This window comes from Bacillus sp. AFS001701 (assembly GCF_002559405.1).
Classification (GTDB): domain Bacteria; phylum Bacillota; class Bacilli; order Bacillales; family Bacillaceae_G; genus Gottfriedia.
In genome coordinates this window covers 1-24,564 of record NZ_NTZO01000147.1, presented here as the reverse complement: position 1 = coordinate 24,564, position 24,564 = coordinate 1, and the positions used below count along the sequence as shown (strand labels likewise).

28 protein-coding genes and 1 pseudogene are annotated in these 24,564 nt (G+C 32.2%); 23 read left to right on the top strand and 6 right to left on the bottom strand.

Translation table 11 applies throughout. The features are described 5' to 3' along the window. From CN514_RS11750 to CN514_RS11740, 3 genes are all read left to right on the top strand, one after another. On the top strand, positions 1-323 hold a 323-nt coding region (locus CN514_RS11750), incomplete at its 5' end, for a sensor histidine kinase (protein WP_098232742.1). Between the two features lie 197 nt (positions 324-520). Continuing rightward, complete coding sequence (locus CN514_RS11745; protein WP_098232741.1) at positions 521-982, top strand: hypothetical protein; 462 nt, start codon at positions 521-523, stop codon at positions 980-982. Positions 983-1,093: 111 nt separating this feature from the next. Further along, a complete protein-coding gene (locus tag CN514_RS11740) occupies positions 1,094-1,735 on the top strand; it encodes an alanyl-tRNA editing protein (RefSeq protein WP_098232740.1) in 642 nt (213 codons plus the stop codon). Between the two features lie 102 nt (positions 1,736-1,837). On the opposite strand, the gene CN514_RS11735 is transcribed toward CN514_RS11740, so the two are convergent. Next, positions 1,838-2,662 carry an aldo/keto reductase gene (locus tag CN514_RS11735; protein ID WP_098232739.1) on the bottom strand — a complete coding sequence of 275 codons (825 nt, stop codon included), beginning with the start codon at positions 2,660-2,662 and terminating at the stop codon, positions 1,838-1,840. Positions 2,663-3,322: 660 nt separating this feature from the next. Between CN514_RS11735 and CN514_RS11730 the strand changes: the two genes are divergently transcribed. After that, on the top strand, positions 3,323-3,886 hold the full coding sequence (locus CN514_RS11730; protein WP_098232738.1) for a beta-class carbonic anhydrase: 564 nt from the start codon (positions 3,323-3,325) through the stop codon (positions 3,884-3,886). Between the two features lie 293 nt (positions 3,887-4,179). On the opposite strand, the gene CN514_RS11725 is transcribed toward CN514_RS11730, so the two are convergent. After that, positions 4,180-4,965 carry a carbonic anhydrase gene (locus tag CN514_RS11725; protein ID WP_176525881.1) on the bottom strand — a complete coding sequence of 262 codons (786 nt, stop codon included), beginning with the start codon at positions 4,963-4,965 and terminating at the stop codon, positions 4,180-4,182. An 88-nt stretch (positions 4,966-5,053) separates the two neighbouring features. On the opposite strand from CN514_RS11725, the gene CN514_RS11720 reads away from it, so the two are divergent. From CN514_RS11720 to CN514_RS11705, 4 genes and pseudogenes are all read left to right on the top strand, one after another. Then, positions 5,054-5,761, top strand: coding sequence for a DNA alkylation repair protein (locus CN514_RS11720; protein WP_098232736.1), 708 nt, complete (start codon positions 5,054-5,056; stop codon positions 5,759-5,761). Positions 5,762-5,922: 161 nt separating this feature from the next. Further along, a pseudogene (locus CN514_RS11715) lies at positions 5,923-6,363 on the top strand (GNAT family N-acetyltransferase); the annotation flags it as partial. Positions 6,364-6,394: 31 nt separating this feature from the next. Beyond that, positions 6,395-6,775, top strand: a complete 381-nt coding sequence (locus CN514_RS11710; RefSeq protein WP_098232734.1) for a hypothetical protein — start codon at positions 6,395-6,397, stop codon at positions 6,773-6,775. Positions 6,776-6,845: 70 nt separating this feature from the next. Next, on the top strand, positions 6,846-7,361 hold the full coding sequence (locus tag CN514_RS11705) for a PCYCGC motif-containing (lipo)protein (RefSeq protein ID WP_098232733.1): 516 nt from the start codon (positions 6,846-6,848) through the stop codon (positions 7,359-7,361). Positions 7,362-7,436: 75 nt separating this feature from the next. On the opposite strand, the gene CN514_RS25685 is transcribed toward CN514_RS11705, so the two are convergent. Next, entirely contained in the window at positions 7,437-7,598 is a 162-nt protein-coding gene (locus tag CN514_RS25685; RefSeq protein ID WP_176525880.1) for a hypothetical protein, read from the bottom strand. A 164-nt stretch (positions 7,599-7,762) separates the two neighbouring features. Here CN514_RS25685 and CN514_RS11700 point away from each other — a divergent pair, with 164 nt between their 5' ends. Together CN514_RS11700 and CN514_RS11695 are read left to right on the top strand one after the other, a co-directional pair. Then, positions 7,763-8,146 carry an ArsR/SmtB family transcription factor gene (locus CN514_RS11700; RefSeq protein WP_098232732.1) on the top strand — a complete coding sequence of 128 codons (384 nt, stop codon included), beginning with the start codon at positions 7,763-7,765 and terminating at the stop codon, positions 8,144-8,146. Positions 8,147-8,171: 25 nt separating this feature from the next. Then, a complete protein-coding gene (locus CN514_RS11695) occupies positions 8,172-10,307 on the top strand; it encodes a heavy metal translocating P-type ATPase (RefSeq protein WP_483295010.1) in 2,136 nt (711 codons plus the stop codon). Positions 10,308-10,357: 50 nt separating this feature from the next. Here the strand turns inward: CN514_RS11695 and CN514_RS11690 are convergent, their stop codons facing one another. After that, positions 10,358-10,969 carry a DedA family protein gene (locus CN514_RS11690; RefSeq protein ID WP_098232730.1) on the bottom strand — a complete coding sequence of 204 codons (612 nt, stop codon included), beginning with the start codon at positions 10,967-10,969 and terminating at the stop codon, positions 10,358-10,360. 354 nt (positions 10,970-11,323) lie between these two features. On the opposite strand from CN514_RS11690, the gene CN514_RS11685 reads away from it, so the two are divergent. The 4 genes from CN514_RS11685 (at position 11,324) to CN514_RS11670 (ending at position 14,885) form a co-directional block, all read left to right on the top strand. Next, entirely contained in the window at positions 11,324-11,869 is a 546-nt protein-coding gene (locus CN514_RS11685; protein WP_176525879.1) for a GNAT family N-acetyltransferase, read from the top strand. A 72-nt stretch (positions 11,870-11,941) separates the two neighbouring features. After that, complete coding sequence (locus CN514_RS11680; protein WP_098232728.1) at positions 11,942-12,610, top strand: HAD family hydrolase; 669 nt, start codon at positions 11,942-11,944, stop codon at positions 12,608-12,610. 19 nt (positions 12,611-12,629) lie between these two features. After that, a complete protein-coding gene (locus CN514_RS11675) occupies positions 12,630-13,892 on the top strand; it encodes an MFS transporter (RefSeq protein ID WP_286141646.1) in 1,263 nt (420 codons plus the stop codon). A gap of 45 nt (positions 13,893-13,937) precedes the next feature. After that, positions 13,938-14,885: an aminoglycoside phosphotransferase family protein gene (locus CN514_RS11670; RefSeq protein WP_098232727.1), complete on the top strand. Its 948-nt coding sequence runs from the start codon at positions 13,938-13,940 to the stop codon at positions 14,883-14,885. 61 nt (positions 14,886-14,946) lie between these two features. Here CN514_RS11670 and CN514_RS11665 read toward each other — a convergent pair whose 3' ends face one another. Beyond that, entirely contained in the window at positions 14,947-15,231 is a 285-nt protein-coding gene (locus CN514_RS11665) for a YciI family protein (protein WP_098232726.1), read from the bottom strand. Between the two features lie 359 nt (positions 15,232-15,590). On the opposite strand from CN514_RS11665, the gene CN514_RS11660 reads away from it, so the two are divergent. The 7 genes from CN514_RS11660 (at position 15,591) to CN514_RS11630 (ending at position 22,457) form a co-directional block, all read left to right on the top strand. After that, complete coding sequence (locus tag CN514_RS11660) at positions 15,591-15,902, top strand: hypothetical protein (protein WP_098232725.1); 312 nt, start codon at positions 15,591-15,593, stop codon at positions 15,900-15,902. Between the two features lie 183 nt (positions 15,903-16,085). Next, positions 16,086-16,859, top strand: a complete 774-nt coding sequence (locus CN514_RS11655; RefSeq protein WP_098232724.1) for a nucleotidyltransferase domain-containing protein — start codon at positions 16,086-16,088, stop codon at positions 16,857-16,859. Positions 16,860-16,921: 62 nt separating this feature from the next. After that, entirely contained in the window at positions 16,922-17,365 is a 444-nt protein-coding gene (locus tag CN514_RS11650; protein WP_069033875.1) for a Dps family protein, read from the top strand. Between the two features lie 254 nt (positions 17,366-17,619). Continuing rightward, a complete protein-coding gene (gene argF / locus CN514_RS11645) occupies positions 17,620-18,657 on the top strand; it encodes an ornithine carbamoyltransferase (protein WP_098232723.1) in 1,038 nt (345 codons plus the stop codon). A gap of 41 nt (positions 18,658-18,698) precedes the next feature. Continuing rightward, positions 18,699-19,913, top strand: a complete 1,215-nt coding sequence (locus CN514_RS11640) for an argininosuccinate synthase (RefSeq protein ID WP_098232722.1) — start codon at positions 18,699-18,701, stop codon at positions 19,911-19,913. A gap of 27 nt (positions 19,914-19,940) precedes the next feature. Then, a complete protein-coding gene (gene argH, locus CN514_RS11635; protein WP_098232721.1) occupies positions 19,941-21,332 on the top strand; it encodes an argininosuccinate lyase in 1,392 nt (463 codons plus the stop codon). Between the two features lie 117 nt (positions 21,333-21,449). Next, on the top strand, positions 21,450-22,457 hold the full coding sequence (locus tag CN514_RS11630; RefSeq protein ID WP_098232720.1) for a PTS sugar transporter subunit IIC: 1,008 nt from the start codon (positions 21,450-21,452) through the stop codon (positions 22,455-22,457). Between the two features lie 324 nt (positions 22,458-22,781). Here the strand turns inward: CN514_RS11630 and CN514_RS11625 are convergent, their stop codons facing one another. Next, positions 22,782-23,405: a LysE family translocator gene (locus CN514_RS11625; RefSeq protein ID WP_098232719.1), complete on the bottom strand. Its 624-nt coding sequence runs from the start codon at positions 23,403-23,405 to the stop codon at positions 22,782-22,784. 106 nt (positions 23,406-23,511) lie between these two features. On the opposite strand from CN514_RS11625, the gene CN514_RS11620 reads away from it, so the two are divergent. Further along, positions 23,512-23,622: a maltose acetyltransferase domain-containing protein gene (locus CN514_RS11620; RefSeq protein ID WP_141529357.1), complete on the top strand. Its 111-nt coding sequence runs from the start codon at positions 23,512-23,514 to the stop codon at positions 23,620-23,622. Positions 23,623-23,698: 76 nt separating this feature from the next. Then, complete coding sequence (locus tag CN514_RS11615; RefSeq protein WP_176525878.1) at positions 23,699-24,457, top strand: metallophosphoesterase; 759 nt, start codon at positions 23,699-23,701, stop codon at positions 24,455-24,457. The last annotated feature ends 107 nt before the right edge of the window (positions 24,458-24,564 follow it).

Here is a 24,564-nt window from a genome sequence, read left to right as displayed (position 1 = left end):
TAATGCAAATATTAATTATTTTGTTTGATAATGCAGTTAAATACAGTAAAGAACACACCATTATCCATATAACTACAGCTCAAGTTGCTAACAAGATCGAAATCAAAGTGAAAGACAACGGAATCGGTATTAAAGAAGAAGATATCAATCATATTTTTGACCGATTTTATCGAGCTGATAAAGCGAGAAGTAGAGCTAACGGTGGTAATGGTTTAGGCTTATCAATAGCAAAAGACCTAATTGAAAACTATGGTGGCAATCTACAAATTACAAGTGAAAATGGAGAAGGCACAACTGCCTTCATCACATTAAACACAATTTAGATATGATGGAGTATCTAATTCTCCAAGAATTAAAATCACAAAATCTGTTACAGGATTTTGTGATTTTTTTGTATTCACAAAGCATTCCCTATCCTCATCATCTCCGTGTAAATCTCATCAATTTAATAGTTTAGTACGGTATTTTATGATAAAGTTGAATAAAAAGAATATTCTTGTAATTCGAAGGGAGAACAAAGATGAGCTTTGTTAGTATTGCTATAAATAATGCAATTATGATTGAAAGTCTACGTAGTGCTGGTGTAGAAAACATTCAGTTAATAAACGCTGTGAAAGAAGAGAATTTCGCGTTTTTAAATCAATATGGTAATGGATTTCCTGACTGGGAAACATTAATAAAACTGTACAAAAACAATGAAGATGATTTTAAAAAAATAATTAATGATGGCTATCAAATCAAATTTTTAACAAAAGGCTCATTAATGACTTTATTAAGATATAAATTTGGCATTGAAGTTGAAAAAGATTATGAAGATATGGGAACTGCAATTCAAGGAATCTATTTATCTGAAGAAGCAATTAATCTAATCAAACATACTCTTGCAGCAAATTGGAATTTAAGTACATATATTGATGAAAAAGATGGGCTGAAAAAAGTACGTATTGAATTAGTAAAAGGTAGTGAAGCTGTAACAAAGTAAATTATATGGATTAAGTAGAAGAGGGACAATTTATAGAAATTGTTCCTTTTTTACTAACTATAAAAGGGAAATCAACTAGTAGAAACAAAGAAACGAATAAGGAGAAAAGCAATGGGAGTAAAAAAACTATTTTGGGAAGATCCATATCTTACAAAGACCACTGCAATTGTTACGGAAGTAGATGGCAGGAATGTTACTTTAAACGAAACCATTATTTATGCTTTTTCGGGTGGCCAACAATCAGACTCAGGGAGAATTGGTAATTATGATGTGATTGAAGCGAAGAAGGACGGATTTGATATTATCTACACATTACCAGAAAGTCATGACCTTCAAAAAGGACAAGAAGTAGTGATTGAAATCGATTGGGAGAAACGATTTCGAATTATGAAACTACATTTTGCTGCAGAAATCATCTTGGAGCTAATGTATCAAAATTATAATAATCCTAAAAAAATTGGTGCAAATATTACTAGTGATAAAGCTAGAATTGATTTTTATTGGGATGGAAATATCTCTGAAACATTCCCACTTTTAGAGATAAAAGCAAAAGAGTTGATTGATGCCGATTTGGAAATAAATAGTGAGTTTGATGACACAAAAAATCAAAGAAGATATTGGGAAATCAAAGGCTTTGGTAAAGTTTCGTGCGGTGGGACACATATTAAGCGAACAGGAGAAATTAATGGAATACAGTTAAAACGAAACAATATAGGTGGAGGGAAAGAACGGATAGAGATTTATTTAATTTGATTACATAAGAACCTAAAGGATAAGGAAAAATGGCTACCTTTCAAAAAACTGGTAGCCATTCCTATTTCATTATTATAAATTTCTTACTCTTAAACCTGCCCCTTAAAAATCAAAATTATCAGGGTCTGGACCTACACGTTTATTTGCATCAAGAGTAGCAATTTGTTGCATATCATTTGAAGAAAGCTCGAAGTTGAATACTTCAAAGTTTTCTTGAATTCTTGAAGGTGTGATTGATTTAGGAATAACGATTACATTGCGTTGCAAGTGCCAACGGATGATGACTTGAGCGGTTGATTTACCATATTGATCCGCAATCTCTTTTATAACAGGATTTGTTAAAGCTTCGCCACCTTGCATTAATGGGCTCCATGCTTCTAATGCAATTCCGTTTTTATGACAATATTCATGTAATTCGTTTTGTTGAAACATTGGGTGCAATTCGACTTGATCGACCATTGGTTTAATATTGCGATGAGCTGCAATATCTTCTAAGTGATGGACATGAAAATTTGAAACACCGATTGCTGGCACAAGCTTTTCATCGTAAAGTCTTTCTAATGCTTTATATGTATCTAAATATTTCTCTTTTACTGGCCAGTGAATTAAATAAAGATCAACATAGTCCAAGCCTAATTTTTTAAGACTTTCTTCATGAGCTTTTAAAGTTGTATCATACCCTTGATCGGCATTCCAAACTTTTGTTGTAATAAAAAGTTCATCACGGGAAACACCAGATTGGCGAATAGCTTCACCTACTTGCTCTTCGTTTTGATAGACAGCTGCAGTGTCAATATGACGATAACCTACTTCTATAGCTGTTCGGACTGCATCTACACCGTCTTCAGGTGACACACGCCAAACACCTAAACCTAATTGAGGCATTTTTACTCCATTATGTAATGCAATTGAATGTTCAAATTTCATTTTAATTCCCTCCTTATTAATGACTAAGTCTAGTGTACAATATAAACTTTAAAAATAAAATTTTGATAGAAATTAATGGGAATTTAAAAATAAAGCATTTCGATTGATTAATTGTCTGACGGTATTTTCACCATGCAAAAAATAAAAATAAAACGGTATAAATGAAAACATAATTTTAGAATAATACTATAAATGTGTGCAAAATGGTTGTATATTTTGAGCTTTTCCTTCAATATAGGTATAGGAAAAATGCTCTTAATTCTCGATTGGAATTAAGCTACATTTAAAACAATTTGTATAAATCTATTATATTTTATAACAAGAAGGGAGGTACGTTGCCTAATTGTTTGCTATTAAAAGATAAATTCATGATATAATTATTATACCTACTGTGAATCTAGGGGGTTGCGTAAGTGACTTCTGCATTGGATAGAACCATGATAGTGAGTAGGATAAATAACAGACGAAAACCAAGTCAAACAAAAAAGTTGAGAATATTCATATAAACGATAACTCAGCTATGTAGGATTTGATGTATCCGAATTTACGCCCTCGGAGTGTTAGACCAAACGAGAGTAGCTTAGGCAAAATCGGACACTGAGAACAGGGAAGCAAACATTAATTTATACATATCTATAAAGAAATGGCAACGGGGAATTTATGTTAGATCAAATTTTAGATTTTAATAAGAAGTTTGTTGAGAATAAGGAATATGAGCAATACATAGCTTCAAAGTTTCCGAATAAAGAGGTTGTAGTTGTTACTTGTATGGATACACGTCTAGTTGAGCTTTTACCAAAGGCGCTTGATATTAGAAACGGTGACGTGAAAATGATTAAAACAGCTGGTGCAGTTATTGCCCATCCGTTTGGTTCAGTTATGAGAAGTATTCTAGTTTCAATCTATGAACTTGGAGCTAAAGAAGTATTAGTAATCGGTCACCATGAGTGTGGAATGGGCAATACAAATCCTACACGTATGAAAGAAAGTATGGTTGCACGAGGAATTAAAGAAGAAAACCTAGAAATTTTAGGTTTTTCAGGTCTAGATTTAGACAAATGGTTAACTGGTTTTACGAATGTATACGACAGTGTTAACCACAGTGTTTCAATTATTAAAAACCATCCACTTGTTCCAAAAGAGGTTGAAATTCATGGTTTAGTAATTGACCCACATACAGGAAAATTAGAAGTAGTTCATCGTGATGAGAAAACTGATGAATAACGTTTTAAACAAAAAAGTTATCCTTTAAGTGGGATAACTTTTTTGTGGTGTTGAAAAAGAAGATGGTAGCTAAATAAGAATTATCGGTTGATTTCACCCCAGGATGTTATGAGTAAGTAATTTTTAACTTAGAGCATTAATAGTTCCTCATGAACCAGTTATGAGGAAGTAAATTTCGAAATTGAGCAATAATAGATCTTTATGAACCAGTTATGAGGAATTAAATTCCGAAACTGAGCATTATTAGTTCCTCATGAACCTCTTATGAGGAAGTAAATTAAAACCCGTTATGTTTACCAAAATTCAAATAAATCTCTACCATTTAATGGCTGAACGGGGCGGCTATTTGGTTCGAAATAATTTTGATAAGAGTGGATTTGTTCTTCAGAAAATTGTATAGGTTTATTAAAGATTATCCATTTAATCCCTTCAGTACATGGAGGAGTTGTAAAAGAGCCGGTGTACGAAAATTTTTTACTTGTATACGGAATAAAGGACTGTAAATTTATTTTTACAATCTTTCCCCCAAGATCTTCATCCATAGGATTTGCATTTAGGATTTTTTGGAATTCTTTATTCAATCTTCCACTATCAACAAGTACCCCGATAGTAATAATAGATTTATTTTTATTCTCATTTATAAAATGAATCTCTAAATCACTTTGTTTCCCATTTATTGTATGCTCACTTGGAGTATGGAAATGAAATTGTAGTAATGTATAGTTTGTTCCATTTAAATTAATTGAGTTGGAGTGATTAACCGGACTGAATTTTACCGTGTACTGCGACCTTTCTATTTTAAAAAGATCATTATGATAGTTTATACCTAAAGGTAGTGATTTTTTTATAGCTTGATCAATATTAATGGGAGATTGCTGTTTTCCATTTGAACATAGTGCATATTTTTTATTGATTGAACTCCAATAATTTGGTCCAGTTTTTCCTTTGTAAGACCAGTCTTCGTTTCTTGCAGTTGCAACAGTTGATTTATTTTGATGAACTTCATGCACTTTCGGAATATTTGAACAGGATGAGAGTGTAAAACTGAATAGTATGATGAATAGAAAAAAATAGTTCATTATATACTTTCCTTCCTTGATATGTATGATAGGATACATTTTAGACAACGATGTTATGGAACAAACATTTATTAAGGGGGAGAAGATGATGACATTAGAAGAAGTTATGAAATCATTAGAGGAAATGGGAACTGAGCAAACAAAAAAAACTTTTTTGCGCCATGGTGCAAAGGAACCTTTATTTGGCGTTAAAATTGGTGATCTGAAAAAGCTTGTTAAATATGTTAAAAAGGATCAAGAATTAGCATTATCACTTTTTCATACAGGAAATTCAGATGCAATGTATTTGGCAGGTTTATCAATTAATCCAAAGTTAATGACAAAGGAACAGCTTCAAAATTGGGCGAAAGAAGCTCACTGGTCTATGATCGCTGAAAGTATTGTAGGTGCTGTTGCAGCAGAAACCAAGTATGCAATCGAATTAGCTAGAGAATGGTTGAAGTCAGATGATGAATTAATTGAAAATTGTGGATGGAGCACTTATAGTCATTATTTATCAATTGCACCAGATGAAGAGATTGATAAAGAAGAAGTTCGTAAATTACTTAATTATATTGAAAAAAATATACATACTTCTAAAAATAGAGTTCGTTATACAATGAATGGTTTTGTAATTGCAGTAGGAAGTTATGTATCAACTCTTACAGCTGAAGCAATGATGATTGGTCAAAAGATTGGAAAAGTCCACGTGGACGTAGGAAACACGGCGTGTAAAGTACCTCTAGCGACTGATTATATTGAAAAGGTCGAAGCTAGGGGAAAGCTTGGAGTAAAGAAAAAAACATGTATTTGTTAATTTGATTTGTCACCTAATTTAATAGGTGACTCAGACTCAGAAAATCAAGTTTTTAGGATTTTGTTTACACACTGGAAACGGGAGATAACCATGATTATGAAATCAAATAGACTATATTTAAGAAAGCTTAAAATGGACGACCTAGAGCATTTAACAAGCTTCAATCTAATGCGAATGTAATGAGATATATAACAAATCGCCCTAAAACAATAGAAGAAACTGAAAATGAATTAAATAAGATTCTTCAAATGTATAAGGAGAAATACGCTGATTTTGAAGTGATGGCAGTTTGTAAAAATGAGACTAATCAATTGATTGGAACATGTGCGGTCATTAAAAATGAAGCGGATGAGTTTGAAATAGGCTATCGATTAGCTGAAGAAGAATGGGGAAATGGTTATGGCTCTGAGATTGCTAGTTTAATAGAAGATTATTGTTTTGGAATCAGAAAGTTAAATTTTATAGTAGCTACCGTTGAAGCAAAAAACATCTATTCAGTAAAAATCCTTGAGAAAAAAGGGTTTAATTTAATTTTAGAATCAATTAATGATGAAAATGGTGAATTAACTAAATATTATCATAAAGACCGTCATAATTATTAGAAACCATCAAATTATCTAAAAGGAGAATCTAATGGACGTTGATATCCATTTTGATGACTATCATTTTGTTTCTACTATCATTATTACACTAGTAAATTATATTACTCTTGGCATTTTACTATTTTGGATCTATAGAACAAATGATGTGAAACCAGAAGTCTGGAAGGCTATTATTGCAATTTTTATCGGTTTGTTTGTCTTTAGTATTAATTTGAATTTTAATCAATACCGTATTGAAATACCAATTTTACCACTTGGATTTTGGATTTTAATGTGGATTTGTAAGCGTAGTGATAATCAGGAACGATGGGGAAATTATAGACGTTTTGCATGGGCTGGTTTTTTGATTAGGTTTTTCTTTTTATTTACAAGTTTATTGCAAATGTTGATCGATTCAGTTATTTATTCATAGTTAAAAGAATTTGTTTTCCACTCCAATAATTATTAAAATAAGATTAACGTGTATTTATTGGAGGAAATGGATGAAACGAAAAACAATTCATAATGTATTTTTTGCTATAACGGTTTCCATTTTGTTAACAGGATGCAGTAACCAACAAGCTGAAACGAATAAGACGAAAAGTCACGAAAATCATGCCGAACATGTTCAAACAAGTGATATTAGAGAACAAACAATCAATCAAGAAACTTTGCCGAAGTTTTTAGGCGCTAAAGAACAACAGATTCAACAAATTTATATGGTGGCAGCACAACATGCTGATTTACTTAAAAATATTCCGTGTTATTGTGGTTGTGGTGAAAGTGTAGGTCATAAAAGTAATTTAGATTGCTTTATTCATGAAGTAAAAGAAGATGGTTCAATCGTGTGGGATAGCCATGCTACTACATGTGTCAACTGTATGGAAATTGCAGTTGAATCAGCGAAGTTACAGCAAGAAGGAAAAACGCCTTTAGAAATTCGAAAAGTCATTGATAATAAATACAAAGAAGGATATGCCAAGCCGACAAATACCCATATGCCGAAAGAACAGGGTTAGGATATAGGACAAAATTAAAAGTCAGACAGTTACTGAGTAATTCCGGTAACTGTCTGACTTTTTTGTTTTTAATATTTATTCCTGCACTAAAGCTCGATCAATCTTCGTAATTTCTTCAAATAATGCTTGATGCTCTGTTTTATAAGGAGGAGTTGTTCCAAATTTTTTTTCGATTAAAAAGGTAAATATTACGGCTACTAAGCAAATTCCCCAAAAAAGATATCCGATTAGAGTCATTAAATTTTCTCCTTTTGTATGCATTACTAATCATTTCTTTATCATATGTAATATTCCTTTAAATTTTACAAATAATATTTTGACACATATGAACAATCACTCATATAATATATATAGATAGAAAACATATGAATGATTGTTCATATATTCATAGGAGGACAGTTATGATTGAAGAAAAGAAGAAAGTTGACGAAGTTTGTGAAGAAGCTTGTCAACAAACGGTTATGCACGAGGATATAATTCTTTCAGTAAAAGAAAGCATGTTAAATATTGAAACACTGACAGGAGTAGCAGATCTTTTTAAAGTTCTTGGAGATAAGACGAGAACGAGAATATTACATGCACTTAGTCAATCTGAGATGTGTGTATGTGACCTAGCTTATTTATTAGAAATGACTCAATCATCTATTTCACATCAGTTACGTGTATTAAAACAGGCGCATTTAGTAAAAAATCGTAAAGAAGGTAAAGTAGTTTATTATTCTTTAGCAGATGATCATGTTACGCAAATTTTCAATCAAGCACTAGAACATATTTTAGAGGATTAATATAGGTGTTTCTTAAAGAGAGGAGTTGAGTTTGTTGACAAGGGGGCAAAGGCAAGTAAATAGTGAATTAAAATTAGAAGGTCTTGATTGCGTTAATTGTGCAATGAAGATTGAAAAAGGAGTTTCCACACTTGACGGCGTTGATGCATGTTCAGTAAATTTTGCAACATTAACGATGACAATTACAACAAGTGAGGAACAAAAAGAATCAGTTATCGAGAGCGCTAAAGATAAGATTCGTGTATTAGAACCGCATATTAATCCTGTTTCAAAAATGGATTCAAAACTTGGGCAAGAGAAGCAACAGGGAATGAATACTGAAACAAAAAAACTTATTGTTAAATTAGGGAGCGGTACTGCTTTATTAATTTTAGCTCAATTACTTAATGTACCTATGATCTTTCAATTGATTATTTTTATAGCTGCCTATTTAATAGCGGGTGCTGACGTTGTTTTAAAAGCTATTCGAAATATTTTTAGAGGGCAAGTATTTGATGAGAATTTTTTAATGGGAGTAGCTACAATTGGAGCATTTATTATTGGAGAATACCCTGAAGCTGTAGCGGTAATGCTATTTTATCAGCTAGGTGAATTGTTCCAAAGTATTGCAGTAAATCGTTCACGGAATTCGATTTCAAAATTAATGGATATACGTCCCGATTATGCTAATTTAAAAAATGGTGACAAAACTGAACAAGTATCTCCTGAAAAGATTCAAATTGGTGATATGATCATCGTTAAACCTGGGGAAAGGGTTCCGTTAGACGGAATTGTAAAAAGTGGATTTTCAAGTGTTGATACTTCTGCATTAACAGGTGAGTCATTACCAAGAGAAATATTTGAGGGCGATGAAGTATTAAGTGGATTTATAAATGTTCAAGGTTTACTCGAAATTGAAGTCACGAAGGAATTTAATGAATCGACAGTATCAAAAATATTAGAACTTGTTCAAAACGCAACTAATAAGAAGGCTCCAACTGAAAATTTTATTACAAAATTTGCTAAGGTTTATACACCTATTGTTGTTATCACAGCAGCCATTATTGCAATTATCCCACCAATTATTATTCCAGGTGAAACGCTATATGATTGGGTATATCGAGCATTAATTTTCCTAGTTATTTCATGTCCTTGTGCTCTAGTTGTTTCAATTCCTTTAGGATTTTTTGGAGGAATCGGAGCAGCATCAAAATCGGGAGTATTAGTAAAAGGAAGTAATTATTTAGAAGCATTAAATGATTTGAAATATATTGTATTTGATAAAACTGGAACGTTGACGAAAGGACAGTTCCAAGTAAGTTCGATTATGCCTACACGTGGTCATTCGAAAGAGGAGTTATTGGAATTAGCTGCTTATGGAGAGTTTTATTCTACTCACCCGATCGCATTATCAATTCGTCAAAAGTATGGTAAAGATATTGTCGAAGCAAAGCTATCTAACTATACTGAAATTGCCGGACATGGAATTAGCGTTACGATTAATGGAGATGCTCTGTTAGTAGGGAATTCAAGACTAATGGAAAGTCATTCAATTTTATATGAACCAACTAGAGAAGTAGGCACAACAGTGTATTTAGCAAAAAATAATCATTATATAGGATCAATTGTCATTGCAGATCAACTAAAAAATGATGCGAAAAAAGCAATACTTGAGCTTAAAAAAGTTGGAATTAAAAAGACGATCATGTTAACCGGTGATTCTAACACAGTTGCGAAAAGTATTGGTAAGGAATTAGCAATAGATGATATATATTCAGAGCTTCTTCCACATCAAAAAGTAGAGAAGCTTGAATTGATTGAAAAAATAAAATCATCGAAAGAAAAAATTGCTTTTGTAGGGGACGGTATTAATGATGCACCAGTTTTAGCACAAGCAGATATAGGTATTGCAATGGGAGGAATTGGTTCCGATGCAGCGATCGAAGCTGCTGATGTTGTTTTAATGTCGGATGAACCTTCAAAAATTGTAGATGCCATTAAAATCGCTAAACGTACAAGACAAATAGTATGGCAAAACATCTTTTTTGCTTTAGCAGTGAAAGGATTTTTCTTATTACTAGGTGTAATCGGAATAGCTACAATGTGGGAAGCAGTAATTTCAGATGTTGGAGTTACTGTATTGGCAGTATTCAATTCGATGAGAGTACTCAGATATAAATAAAGCTAAAAAACTCAGTCTAAACGAAATTAGTCTGAGTTTTTTCTTCTTATTTAGGCAGAACGTTTTCTTTTTTTGATAAAAAGGAAGATAAAAATGACCAATCCAATTGCTAAAATTCCATAAATAATATTCGAGTACACATCCATATACTCAACAATCTTTTCCCAGGATGCACCGACTGACGCACCAACTAAAACTAAAATTGTATTCCATATTAGTGAGCCTAAAGTTGTAAATAACAAAAAGATCCAAAAATTCATTCGAGCCATTCCAGCTGGTATTGAAATTAAACTACGTATTAATGGAATCAGTCTACAGAAAAAGACAGTCCAAACACCGTATTTTGAAAACCATTCGTCCGCTTTATGGACATCCTTTTTAGTTAAACGTAAAAAATGCCCCCAGCGTTCTACGATTTTTTCTAACGTTTTTATATCTAGTAAAGTACCAATCCAAAAAAGTATGATTGCTCCAATTACTGATCCTAAAGTTGAAAAGAAAATAACACCTATTTTTGATAGTGAAGATTCTGTCGTCATGAACCCACCAAACGTTAAAATTACTTCGGAAGGAATTGGAGGAAATATGTTTTCTAATGCAATTAATAAAAAGATACCTAAATAGCCAAATGTATCCATTGTTTCAATAATCCAGTTTTGCATGAAAGTACCTCATGTTTGATATTTATTATTTTTAAGAAATAATTAGAAGTTTTTAATATTCCTTGTGAAAAAATATACTATGTAACTAGTGATTAGGCAAGTGATTGTGAAACTTGTTCCTAAAATATATTAAAAAACAACAAATAAAATGTAGATTTTATGTCGGTCAGCAATGGATTAACATTGTAGGTGGAAATTTTTTTGAAAGTGAGAGGATTTAGAGCAGTTAATAGAGAATTAAAGTAGATTAATATAAAAGTAGAAATTAGATTTGGTTACCAGACTTCTCCTAAATCTGAAGAAATGTAATTAGCTAATTAGGAATAATGTCTTAGTAAAAAAAGGAGGATGGACATGTTTAAAGTTCAAATTAGTGAGGATTTATCAATCAATTTATTAACACCGAAATATGCAGCAACATTAGTAGAGGCACTGAAGGGAAACCAAAACTCCTTAAAAGAATGGTTGATTTGGGCTGAAAATATTCCATTGATCGAGGATTATCAAAAATCGATCATACCTATGTGGCTACAAAAATTTGCAGATAATAATGGTTTTGAAGCGGGCATCTTTTATAAAAATGAACTAGTAGGTATGCTAGGATTACATTATATAGACTGGTCGAATCAAACAACTGAAATAGGCTATTGGTTAAGTGAACATGTACAAGGTAAGGGAATAATGACTCGTGCTGTAGAAGGTTTAGTTTCATATTGTTATGATGAGCTTAATCTTAATCGTGTTGTGATTAGAGCAGCTGTTGAAAATGGGAAGAGTAGGGGAATTCCTGAACGTTTACATTTTAAACAAGAAGGTGTCCAAAGAGAAGCACAGCAAATTAGAGAAAAGTATTATGATATAGCTGTTTATAGTATGTTGAAAAAAGAATGGAAAATTTAAATGAATCATTTGCGTTAGCTAAAAATGCTAACGCTTTTTTGTGGTGAAAAATAATGATGGAGGAAGAAAATAATGACTTATAATACAATCTTGTTTGATTTAGATGGTACATTGACAGATCCAAAAGTAGGGATTTTGAACTCGGTAAAGTATGCATTACAGAAAATGAAAAAAGCTATTCCATTAGAATCAGAGCTATTAAAATTTATTGGACCACCGATTCAGCAATCTTTTTTTGAAATTTGTCAATTAAATGAAAAAGAATTATTAAATGCAGTTCGTTTTTATCGCGAATACTTTTCGCAGAGTGGTATGATTGAAAATAATGTATATGATGGGATACGTGAACTTCTAAGAGATTTGCAAAAAGAGAAAAAAAGATTATTTGTAGCAACTTCAAAACCTACTATTTTCGCAAGGGAAATATTGATTCATTTCCAACTTGATGAGTTTTTTATTCAAATTGTTGGAAGTGAATTAGACGGCACAAGAATCGATAAAGGCGAGATAATTGAGTATATTTTTGAAAAGAATAATGATCTTTTTAAGGAAGATTCGGTAATGATTGGGGATCGATTTCACGATATAATTGGTGCAAAAAACGCTAAAATTGACTCGATTGGAGTAACTTACGGATACGGAAGTGAATTTGAATTAACGAATGCAGGAGCGAATGCAATTGTTAATAGTGTAGATCAACTTAAAAAAATGTTATTAAATGAGAGAATGATAATGGTCTAATAATGAAGGAGGAGTTTGATTGAAGAGCGGAAAAATACATTATGCTTGGATTATTTTAATTGTTACTTTCTTATCCGTCATTATTGCTGCAGTAACAAATACGATGTCTGGAGTGATGATGATTCCTTTTGAAAAGGAATTTGGTTGGAGTAGAGCGTCAATTTCTGGTGCGTTTGCGATTTGTATAACTCTTGTTGGATTCTCTGGTCCATTTATTGCTGGCTTATATCAAAAGTTTAGTGTACGAAAAGTATTGTTAGTAGGGATGGGAACATTATTAGCTGCTATTTTACTAACAACAATTATGACACGAATTTGGCATTTATTTATCATTTGGGGAATCATTATTGGTTTAAGTGCGGGGGCATTTTTGACGGTGTTAAATGCGTACGTTGCAACAACATGGTTTGAAAAAAAGCGTGGTTTAGCGCTAGGTCTTTTAACCTCTAGTTCAGCTGCCGGTCAACTTGTTTTCTTGCCGCTTATGGCATATATCGTTGAAAATTATTCTTGGAGAAATGCCGTTTTAACCATTTTTTCTTTTGGTGTATTCATTTATGTATTACTTTGGATTTTTATGAAGAATGATCCAGCAGATGTTGGAGTTTTACCTTTAGGGGCTGAAAAAAGCAATAAGAAGCAAGCGAACAATGTGAATCCAGTGAAGGCAGCTTTTGATGGGTTAAAATTAGGTGCTAAATCGAAAGTTTTTTGGTTATTAGCGGCAAGTTTCTTCGTTTGTGGCTTTTCAACTAGTGGTTTGATCGGTACTCATTTTATCTCACTTTGTATCGATTATGGATATAAAGAAGTGACGGCTGCTAGTATTTTAGCATTCATGGGAATATTTAATATTATCGGAACGACTTTATCCGGATATATTTCTGATCGCTTTGATAATCGTTGGCTGTTATTTTGGTATTATGGTTTAAGAGGCTTATCACTACTTATTCTACCTTTTGCTTTATCCACTAATTCAATCATTTATTTAAGTGCTTTTGCTATTTTCTATGGGATGGATTGGATTGCTACAGTTCCGCCAACTATTAAACTAGCGACAGATCATTTTGGTAAAGAGAAGGTAGGGGTAATCTATGGATGGATTTATACTGCCCATCAATTAGGTGCCGGAGCCGCAGCATATGGTGGAGGTTTGGTTTATTCTTGGTTAAATGCCTACCAATCAATCTTTATTGCAGCAGGTATCTTTTGTTTAGTCGCTACTTTATTTGTACTTAATATTAAAAAAAGAGCGGTATTAAATCAAAATCTTTCTGCTTAGTAGGAAAATTAGTAAAAAAATAATTTAATAATTGAGGTAGAATGGATGACCTATCTTTATAAAATAACAAAAGATAAATATAGAATAATGCGCGAGAAAAATTGTTTTTGGGAAGGTAAAATCCGTAAAATTTGTGAGTTAGAAAAGATCGATTATGAGAAGCTTACTCGATTTTCGTACGGTGGAAATATTGTTTTTAGTATAGATGGTGAAATTGTCATTAAATTATATCCTTCTTATGTGAATGACGAGTTCACAAAAGAGAAACAGGTTCTAGAGTTTTTAAACGGCCGTACTCTATCTGTAGATGTTCCTAAATTAATTTCAACTGGTCAATTTGAAGGCTGGAGCTATTTAGTAATGAGTGAACTAAAAGGGACTCTTTTAATTGATGTCTTTGATGAACTGACTTTTGAGGAGAAAAAGCAAATTGCGTTTGATTTAGGAAAAATAATAAGAGAAATCCATGATGCAACAATCTCAACAAAAGAAGATGATGATAATTATTGGAAGCAATTTATTACGAATCAAATAGAGCAAGTTGAAAACCATCATAAGAATAACGGATTAAATGATGAATTATTTACCCAATTAACAAACTATATAGAAGATAAAACATTGCAAGGAAAAGAACAAATCGTGTTATTAACTGGAGAATACACACCATTTAATTTAATCATGAATAAAGTTAATGGCATTTGGAGGTTTACTGGTTTAATTGATTTTGCTGATTGCTTTGTAGGAAACTCAAAATATGATTTACTTGGGCCAATAGCGTTTATGTTTTATCCATTTGATGGACTAAATAAAATTTTTCTTGAGAGCTATGGCTATACGAAAAACGAATTAAACGAGGGCTTACAAAAAGAATTAATGACTTATTTATTACTACATCGTTTTAGTAATATTAGTTTCTATCAAGAAAAGTCTGAAGTAGCTAAGAAAGCTACTACGTTAAAAGAATTAGAAAATATATTTTTTAATTTTAAGTAATTAACAATAAAAAGTGCATCGAGAATGGCTTGTAATAGCAATTTTGATGCACTTTTTGAATTTAATTTAAAGCAATTAAAAATGGATAAAATTCAGCAGTCATTACATTCTTTTTAACAGCCGGATCATTTTGCATGATTTCTGTTGCGTGCTGTAAGCTTTCTGTTTTTAAGATGACAATACCAAATTCAGCTTGTTCGGTTCTTCCTGCTAAAGATACAGTCTTTTCTTTATTTAAGTTTTGTAGATAATGGAAATGCTCTGATACAATATTTCGTTCTTCTTCCGTTGAATCATGTAAAAAAGTTGATCGAACTGGTTTTAATACATAAATAAAGTTTTCCACTTAGTAGGGCACCATCCTATCGATTATTCAATATTATTAAGGAATCTAGATTAATTCTCTGTATTTTCTCTCATAATATATGCAAGGAGTTAAATGGGCAAATGCCATATGGATTAATTTTATCTCCGACTATTAAGAGTAGAAGATGGATTAGGCATTAATGAACAATTGGAGAATCATCGAAATCAATCTTAATAATAGCTGAAGACAGAGGTATAAATCTTAGCTGGAAAATTTCATTCATTTTTTTATGTAATTGGAGATACTATGCTTGATGTAAGAAAAGGTAAGTATCTAGGAATAAATACAATTGCTAAAGAAATGGAAACTACTTTACAGTGAGAATATGAGGTGATCGAATGAGTGAAGAATTGTGGGATAGAGTAGAAGAATTAGGCAATGAAAATTTGAAAAGAAGACAGATAATGGGAAGTGAAATAGCAAAAGAAAAAAGAGAACTAACTTTAGAAGATTTAGTTTTTCCTTCTAACAAAAAGGAATGTTTAAATCAATTATGTTCCGACGCTGGAAATCTATATGATTGGTTATATGAAGAATTGCAAATGAAAGAACCAAATTTTGATATGGTCGTTCAAACAGTTAAAGAAGGAATTCAAAATATGGATGAGTTATCAGATAGGCTAAGAGAGTTTTTAAAGGGCAGTCATTAATGACTGTTTTTTTTCTTTTTTCAATCCTCGATTTACAAAATAAAACTTCCTAAAGATAGAAAGAGGATCACATATCTAGGTGTTAGGAATCTAAAAAATGAAAGTATATTTCTATGTAGATTCCATAATATTTATAATACTATTTATACTGAAGCATTTAATGACGGGGGTAAGAGGATAAATATGAAGGAAATAATATCAGAAAAACTAAAACAAATAGAAGCCGAACAAGATGTAAAAATACTATTTGCAGTTGAGTCCGGTAGTAGAGCGTGGGGATTTCCATCTAAAGACAGTGATTATGATGTACGTTTTGTTTATGTGCATCGCAAAGATTGGTATTTAAGCATTGACCAAAAACGTGATGTAATTGAATACCCAATCAATGATTTACTCGACTTTAGTGGGTGGGACATAAAAAAGGCACTTAATCTTTTCGCAAAGTCAAACCCGGCCTTATTAGAATGGTTAAGGTCTCCAATTGTTTATCATGATGATTTAACGATTTCAGTAGAATTAAGAAAAATTGGTAATGAAATTCTTTCTAAAAAGGCGTGTATTTATCATTATCTCCATATGGCCAAAGGGAATTACCGTGATTATTTGCAAGGTGAAGAAGTTAAGATTAAAAAGTATTTTTATGTATTAAGACCAATTTTAGCTTGTAAATGGATCCAAAAATACAATGAAATTCCTCCAATTTTGTTTGATGAACTTTTAGAGATGGAAGGGTTAGAACAGGAACTTTTAGAAGAAGTAGACAAGTTATTAACCCGAAAAAAACAAGGTGAAGAATTAGATTTAGAGCCTAGAAAAAAAGTATTAAATGATTTTATTGAAAATCAAATTCAGTTTTTTGAAGAGTATGTTAAGGGAATTACTGAATCAAACAAGGTGAATACTGAGAACTTAAACAAACTATTTCGAACTACAATTGAACATTCATGGGAAAAATAGAATAGACTTCACACTTTTTGGGAAAAATTTCTTTGTATGTTAACAAAGAAATTGGAGTGTGAATGAAGTTGGCAAATTTAGAAAGTCTTTTAAATCAACAATTGGCGAATTGGAATGTGTTATATGTAAAATTACATAATTATCATTGGTATGTAAAAGGACCGAATTTCTTTACTCTACATGAAAAATTTGAATTGTATTATGACGATGCAAAAGTAATGGTAGACGATTTAGGAGAACGTATTTTAACAATTGGTGCAAAACCAATTGCTACACTGCGTGAATACTTAGAAACGGCTACGATTAAAGAAGGTAATCATACGTTTTCTGCAGAAGAAATGGTATCTGATCTGATTAAAGACTATGAAAAAGTTGTACAAGAATCGCGTGATGTAATCTCAATTGCAGAAGAAAGTGATGATCAAGAAACAGCGGACTTATTTCTAGGTAAGATTGCTGAAATTGAAAAGATGCTTTGGATGTTAAAGTCTTTTCTTGGTAAATGAATAAATATTTAAAAAGGTGGATTAACCGATCATTATATATGATTGGTTAGTTCATCTTTTTTTATTTTCCCCCTTTTTTTTATCTTGTTTATTAGTGTAAAACGAGTATTTATAAGGGTTTTGGTGGATGCGTTAGAATTATTCAAAAAAAATTACCAGAAAAAATTAAAAAACTGATTGTATAATTATTTATATTTGTGTATAATCATTCATTATATAAGAATCTAAAGCTTCTAAAAAAAGGGGATGGATTTATGAGCAAAGTATTGAAAGAAAATCATGTAAAGAAAAATGGTTATATTCAAAAGACAAAAGGGAATGTTACAAAAGGAAATTTTAGCTCTGTAAAATGGTCGGATTTTAAAGGGAAAAATTTTCTTTCGATAAGTGAGTTTTCATCAAGTGAATTATTATTCTTACTAGAAAAATCTTTAGAGATGAAAAATATGCAAAAGGCGGGAGAGGCACACCCTTATTTAAAAAACAAAGTGTTAGGGATGATTTTTGAAAAGAATTCTACTAGAACGAGACTTTCATTTGAAATTGCCATGATGCAATTAGGTGGTCATGCAATCTTTATGAGTAGTAAAGATTTACAACTTGGTAGAGGTGAAACTGTTCATGATACATCGAAAGTATTTTCTCGTTATGTAGATGGGGTCATGATTCGAGCAAATACTCATGAAATGTTGACTGAGTTTGCTGAACACTCATCAATTCCAGTTATTAATGGTTTAACAAATCTACACCACCCTGCTCAAATCATGGCTGATTTCTTAACAATTCTTGAGCATAAAGGTAGATTAAAAGGTTTGAAGATTGCTTATGTAGGAGATGGAAATAATAACATTTGTCATTCTTTAATTGAAGGTGCAGCTAAGCTTGGTGTTTATTTAACAATTGCATGTCCCGTTGGGTATGAACCGAATAAAGTAGTACTTCAATCGATGAAGCATGTTGCAAAAACAACTGGAAGTGTTATTGAAGTAGTGAATAATCCTGTAGATGGTGTAAGTAGAGCTGATGTTGTAATAACGGATGTTTGGACCAGTATGGGGCAAGAGGAAGAAGCTGAAATCCGCTTAAAAGATTTTAGCCCGTATCAAGTAAATGATCACTTATTAGAAAACGCAAAAGATGATTATTTATTCATGCACTGCTTACCTGCACACAGAGGGGAAGAAGTAACAGCTTCAGTAATCGATGGTAAGCATTCGGTAGTATTTGATGAAGCGGAAAATCGACTTCACGCTCAAAAAGCGATCTTAGTTGCATTAATGGGTAATTTATAATTCTAAAAATCTATTCTAAAAATCTAATCGGGGGTAATAACATGGGAAATGAAAAAATTGTTTTAGCATATTCAGGTGGTTTAGATACATCAGTTTGTATTAAATGGTTACAGGAAAAATATAACTACGATGTGATTGCACTTTGTCTTGATCTAGGTGAAGGAAAAGATGTTGAAGCTGTTCGTCAAAAGGCGTTAAATTTAGGAGCAATTAAGTCATATATGATCAATGTAAAGGACTTATTTGCAAATGAATATATTGTCCCGGCTCTAAAAGCGAATGCATTATATGAAGGAAAGTATCCACTATCATCTGCTCTTTCAAGACCTTTAATCGCAAAATTATTAGTTGATGTAGCAAAGCAAGAAGGTGCAGTTGCAGTTGCACATGGTTGTACTGGTAAAGGAAACGATCAAGTTCGTTTTGAAGTTTCAGTAATGGCCTTGAATCCGAATCTTAAAGTAGTGGCACCTGTTCGTGAATGGGGCATGACACGTGATGAGGAAATTCAGTACGCACATGAAAATGGTGTTCCAATTCCGGTCGATCTAGATAATCCATTTTCAATTGATGCCAATATTTGGGGAAGAGCTTGTGAAGCAGGTGTATTAGAGAATCCATGGAATGAAGCACCGGAAGAAGCTTTTGATTGGACGAATGCAATTGAAAATACTCCTGATGTTCCTGAATATATTGAAATTGAATTTTCAAAAGGTGTACCTGTAAGTTTGAATGGCCAGCCTATTGAACTAGTTCAATTAATTGAACAATTAAATGGTATTGGTGGAAAGCACGGTGTTGGAAGAATCGACCATATTGAAAATAGATTAGTAGGCATAAAATCACGTGAAGTATATGAAAATCCAGCAGCGCTAATCCTAATCAATGCTCATAAAGAATTAGAGTTCCTTACATTGCCTCGTGAGGTAACAAATTTTAAGGTAAGTATTGAACAACAATTTTCAAAAATGCTTTACGATGGATTATGGTATTCACCTTTAATGGGTGCCTTAGATGCGTTTGTCAATACAACGCAAGAAACAGTAAGTGGTATTGTTCGTGTGAAGTTATTTAAAGGCACACATACAGTAGTCGGTAGAAAATCGGAAACTAGTCTATACAATGAAGAGCTTGCAACTTATTCAAAGGGTGATTTATTTGATCATAATGCAGCGGTAGGCTTTATTAAACTTTGGGGATTACCAACAAAGGTATATAGCGAAGTTACACAGAAAAATACAGTTTTAAGTAAATAAAATATAGAGTGGATTAAGGAGGCAGTTATGTCAAAACTTTGGGGCGGACGTTTTACGAAGGAGACAAACCAATTAGTAGAAGAATTTACGGCATCAATTGAATTTGATCAAATAATGGCTAAAGAAGATATAGCGGGTAGTATCGCACATGCAACGATGCTTGGAGAATGTGGCATAATTGAAATCAATGAAGCTGAACTTATAATAGAAGGTTTAAATAAAATATTAAAAAAAATTGAGAAAAATGAGGTTCAATTTAATATTGAAAATGAAGATATTCATATGAATATCGAAAGCTTATTAATTGAAGAAATCGGTCCTGTAGGAGGAAAACTACATACAGGGCGTAGTCGAAATGATCAAGTAGCAACGGATATGCATCTTTTTTTAAAAAATAATACGTCCTCTATTATTGATTTCATTGAAGAAGTTCAAAATAAAATCGTTATGCAAGCAAAAAAACATGTAAATACTATTATGCCTGGGTATACGCACTTACAAAGAGCACAGCCTGTATCATTTGCACATCATTTACTTGCGTATTTTTGGATGCTTGAGCGTGACAAAAGCCGATTCAAAGATAGTTTAAAACGAGTGGATATTTCACCATTAGGTGCAGGTGCATTAGCTGGAACTACATTCCCAATTAACCGTCAACGCACAGCTGAATTACTTGGTTTTAGCGATATTTATCATAATAGTTTAGATGCAGTAAGCGACCGTGATTTTATCGTAGAGTTCCTTTCAGATTCGTCATTACTAATGACACATATTTCTAGACTATCAGAGGAATTTGTCATTTGGTCTAGTCAAGAATTTCAGTTTATTGAATTAGACGATGCATTTTGTACCGGCTCTAGTATTATGCCGCAGAAAAAAAATCCAGATGTTCCAGAATTACTTCGAGGTAAAACAGGGAGAGTATATGGCAGCTTAATCGGGTTATTAACAGTTCTAAAAGGACTACCTTTAGCATATAACAAGGACATGCAAGAAGATAAAGAAGGTATGTTTGATACTGTTTATACCGTTGTAGGAGCACTGCAATTACTTTCAGGAATTATCGATACAATGAAAGTAAACGAAAATCGTATGTATGAAGCTGTTAAAAATGATTATTCAAACGCTACTGACCTTGCTGATTACTTAGTTCGAAAAAATATACCATTTCGACAAGCTCATGAAATCGTTGGAAAAACGGTTCTATATGCTATAGAGAATCATAAATTTCTTGGGGAATTAAATCTTGAGGAATTTAAGATGATTAATGAAGTGTTTGAAGAAGATATTTATCATACATTAAATCCAAAAACGGTAATGGAAGCAAGAATTAGTGAAGGTGGAACTTCTACAAATGAAGTTTGGAAACAAATAATGAAAGCGGAAGAGTGTTTAAGCATTACAACGAATATGGTATAATTTCCCTATTGAAAGCGTCCAATTTCTTTGGACGCTTTTTTGTGCTTCTATTTATTAATAATTTTCTATTCATTATGCAAATACTAGAAGTAGTTACTAAAAAAAGGTAGGTATGATATGAGTACGCAAGAAAAAAGTAAGGTATTTAGAGCTTCAGAAGGTATAGCACATGCTGTTTTTGTCATGATCGGTATTGGTTCTTTACTTGAAAGTATTGGAAAAATTTTTCATTTTGAATCTTTAATGACGATCGGATTATCAACTAAGTTATTAATGGCACCAGCCATTGGTGCAGGTATAGCCGTTTTATTAGGATCGAGTACATTAATCATTTTTTCTGCAATGGCGGCTGCAATAATCGGTTCCGGAGCGTTATTAATGGTAGATACGGCAATGACCATTAAAATGGGTGAACCAGTCGGAGCATTACTATCAGCTTTAGTTGCAATCCTGATTGGAAAAGCTGTTCAAGGTAAAACAAAACTTGATTTAATGGTTGTGCCTTTATTTGCTATCTTAATTTCAGGTTTAATTGGATTATATTTATCAAAATGGATTTCTCCAATCTTAATAGCGGTTGGGAATTTTATTAAAGGTTCAACAGAAGGTTCACCAATTATTGCTTCAATTGTATTAGCAGTCGTTTGGGGGATTTTAATTGTTTCGCCTGCTTCCTCTGCTGCATTAGCAATTGCATTGAATTTAGATGGACTTGCTGGCGGGGCTGCCTTAGCAGGATGTGCAGCACAATTTGTTGGTTTAGCGGTTATCTCAGCACGGGAGAATGATCCAGGAAGTATTCTTGGTTTATTAATTATCACGCCAAAATTACAGTTGCCCAATGTAACTAGAAATATTAGGATACTTATACCAACCATAGTTGCAAGTGCCGTGGCAGGACCGGTTTCTGCATTCCTATTTCATATTGAAGCGCCAAAAGAAATCGCAGGCTTAGGGTTATGTGCATTTGTTGCCCCAATGAATTTATTAGCCACTTATGGAAGTGCAGTTATTATACCGATGATTGTTACATACGTATTAGTACCTGGGATCGTTTCATATATTGTGTACTTATTCTTAAAACAAGCAAATATGATTAAAGCTGGAGAGTTGAAGATATTATAAAAATATTGAGCTGAAAAAACACGAGTTTGATGAGGGGCAAATATAAATACGAATCTGCAATTAAATTTAAGAAAGTGCAAATAAATCAGCCAGGGCGCAATTAAAAAATCCCAAACTGCAAATAAGGGCTTACTTAACTTGAATAAATAGAGTGAAACCTACTAAATTCATAAGGTAACGATACAATAGATAGTGATTCAATTAAAAAATAACGAAATCCAATAAAAAAACTTAAAACATTTACTTCACCAAAAAAGAAAATGAGTACTACTCACAGTACTCATTTTTCATTTTTCTGTTCACGATTATTTAAAAATCACAATTTTATCGATCCATAAAGAATATCTTTAATCCAAGCCCAGTAAATATAATGCCTTGTGCTAGATTGACAAATTTAGATGATTTCTCATTTTGTAACAATTTTTCACCTAAGCTGCCTGCAAAAACAGCTATAATTGAAAATACACTGAGAGTTAATACCATAAAAGTTAAACCTAAAACGATCATCTGTAGAGGAACTTCCATTCCGCTTTTGTCAACAAATTGAGGTAAAAACGCTAGGAAGAATAACGAAACTTTTGGATTCAATACATTCATTAAAAATCCGCGACGATATAAGGCTGGTAATGTTTGTTTTTTAGGTCTCGTGAATGAGCCAACTTCATTACTCGAACGAAATGCTTGGTAAGCTAAGTATAATAAATAAAAAGCACCTAAGTATTTTAAAAAGGAAAAAGCGACATCTGATTTATATAGGATGGCTGATAAACCAATTGAAGCAGCAAGTGTATGGATTGTAACTCCTGAACAAAGGCCACATGCGGTTGCAATTCCTTCTTTTTTACCATATGAAATGCTTTGAGCCATAACAAAAAAATTATCAGGTCCAGGTGCTATTATTAATAATAAGGACACTCCTATAAAAGACAAATAAATCGTTAAATCCAATCAGATACCTCCTAACAATTTTTTGATTATTTTTATAATACTTTAACATGAAAAAGACAGGAAAAGCCGGAAAAGATGGTTGGAAAATGATTTTAAAGGAGATGTTGTGAGCGAGAAGGAAAAAATAATAAGTGGTGAGAGGTATTTGGCGTGGGATGATCAATTAGTTGAAAAGAGTTTAAATGCTCGACGGCTAATGCGTGAATTTATCGCTTAGAAACCGAAAATAGTAGTCCTTTTTAGAAAAGCTCAGCGAGTAGGTAATTCTTTTAATGCTGGAAATGGAGGCCTGTATGTTTTATTTTATCATTTGTATAATACTAGGTTTTCTGATGTTATTTTATATGTTCATAGAGGCTCATCTAAATATAGTAAGAAAACATGAATTTTCTTTTTCAAATAATCCGCTTGAAAAACCAATTAGACTATTTTTTATTTCAGATATTCATAGAAGAAAAATTAGTTCTTCTATTATAAATAAAATGTCTAATCAAGTTGATCTTGTCATAATTGGTGGTGATCTTTTAGAAAAAGGAGTACCTCTAAAAAGAATCGAACAAAATATTCAAAAACTAAGTAGTCTTGGAAAGGTCTACTTTGTTTGGGGAAATAATGATATTGAAATTGAAAAAAAGAATCTAGAGACTATATTTAATAAATGGGATGTAGTTGTATTGAAAAATTCATCTGACACGATTAATCATTTACAAAAAAAATGGGCATTAATTGGAGTAGATGATTTGAAAACTGGGAATGTGGATCTTGACCTTGTATTTCAAGGTGTTAATCAAAATTCATTTAAGCTTTTAGTTAGTCATAATCCAAGAGTCTTAAAGTTACTAAAGAAAGAAAAAGGAGTATCTCTTGTTTTAAGTGGTCATACACATGGAGGCCAAATAAGGATTTTCGGATATGGTCCTTATGAAAAAGGTAAAACGCATGTGTATGAGGGAATAACTCAAATAATAAGTAATGGATATGGAACGACGACTATACCACTTAGATTAAGTGCAAGGCCGGAAACTCATTATATTGTTATTAAGAGTATATAAAGTCATAAGGAGGAGATACATTCGTATCTTCTTTTTTATTATTAAACTTTTTTATATTTTTCTTTATAAAAAAATATGAAAATTCAGTTAAATGAGAGGATTATAAT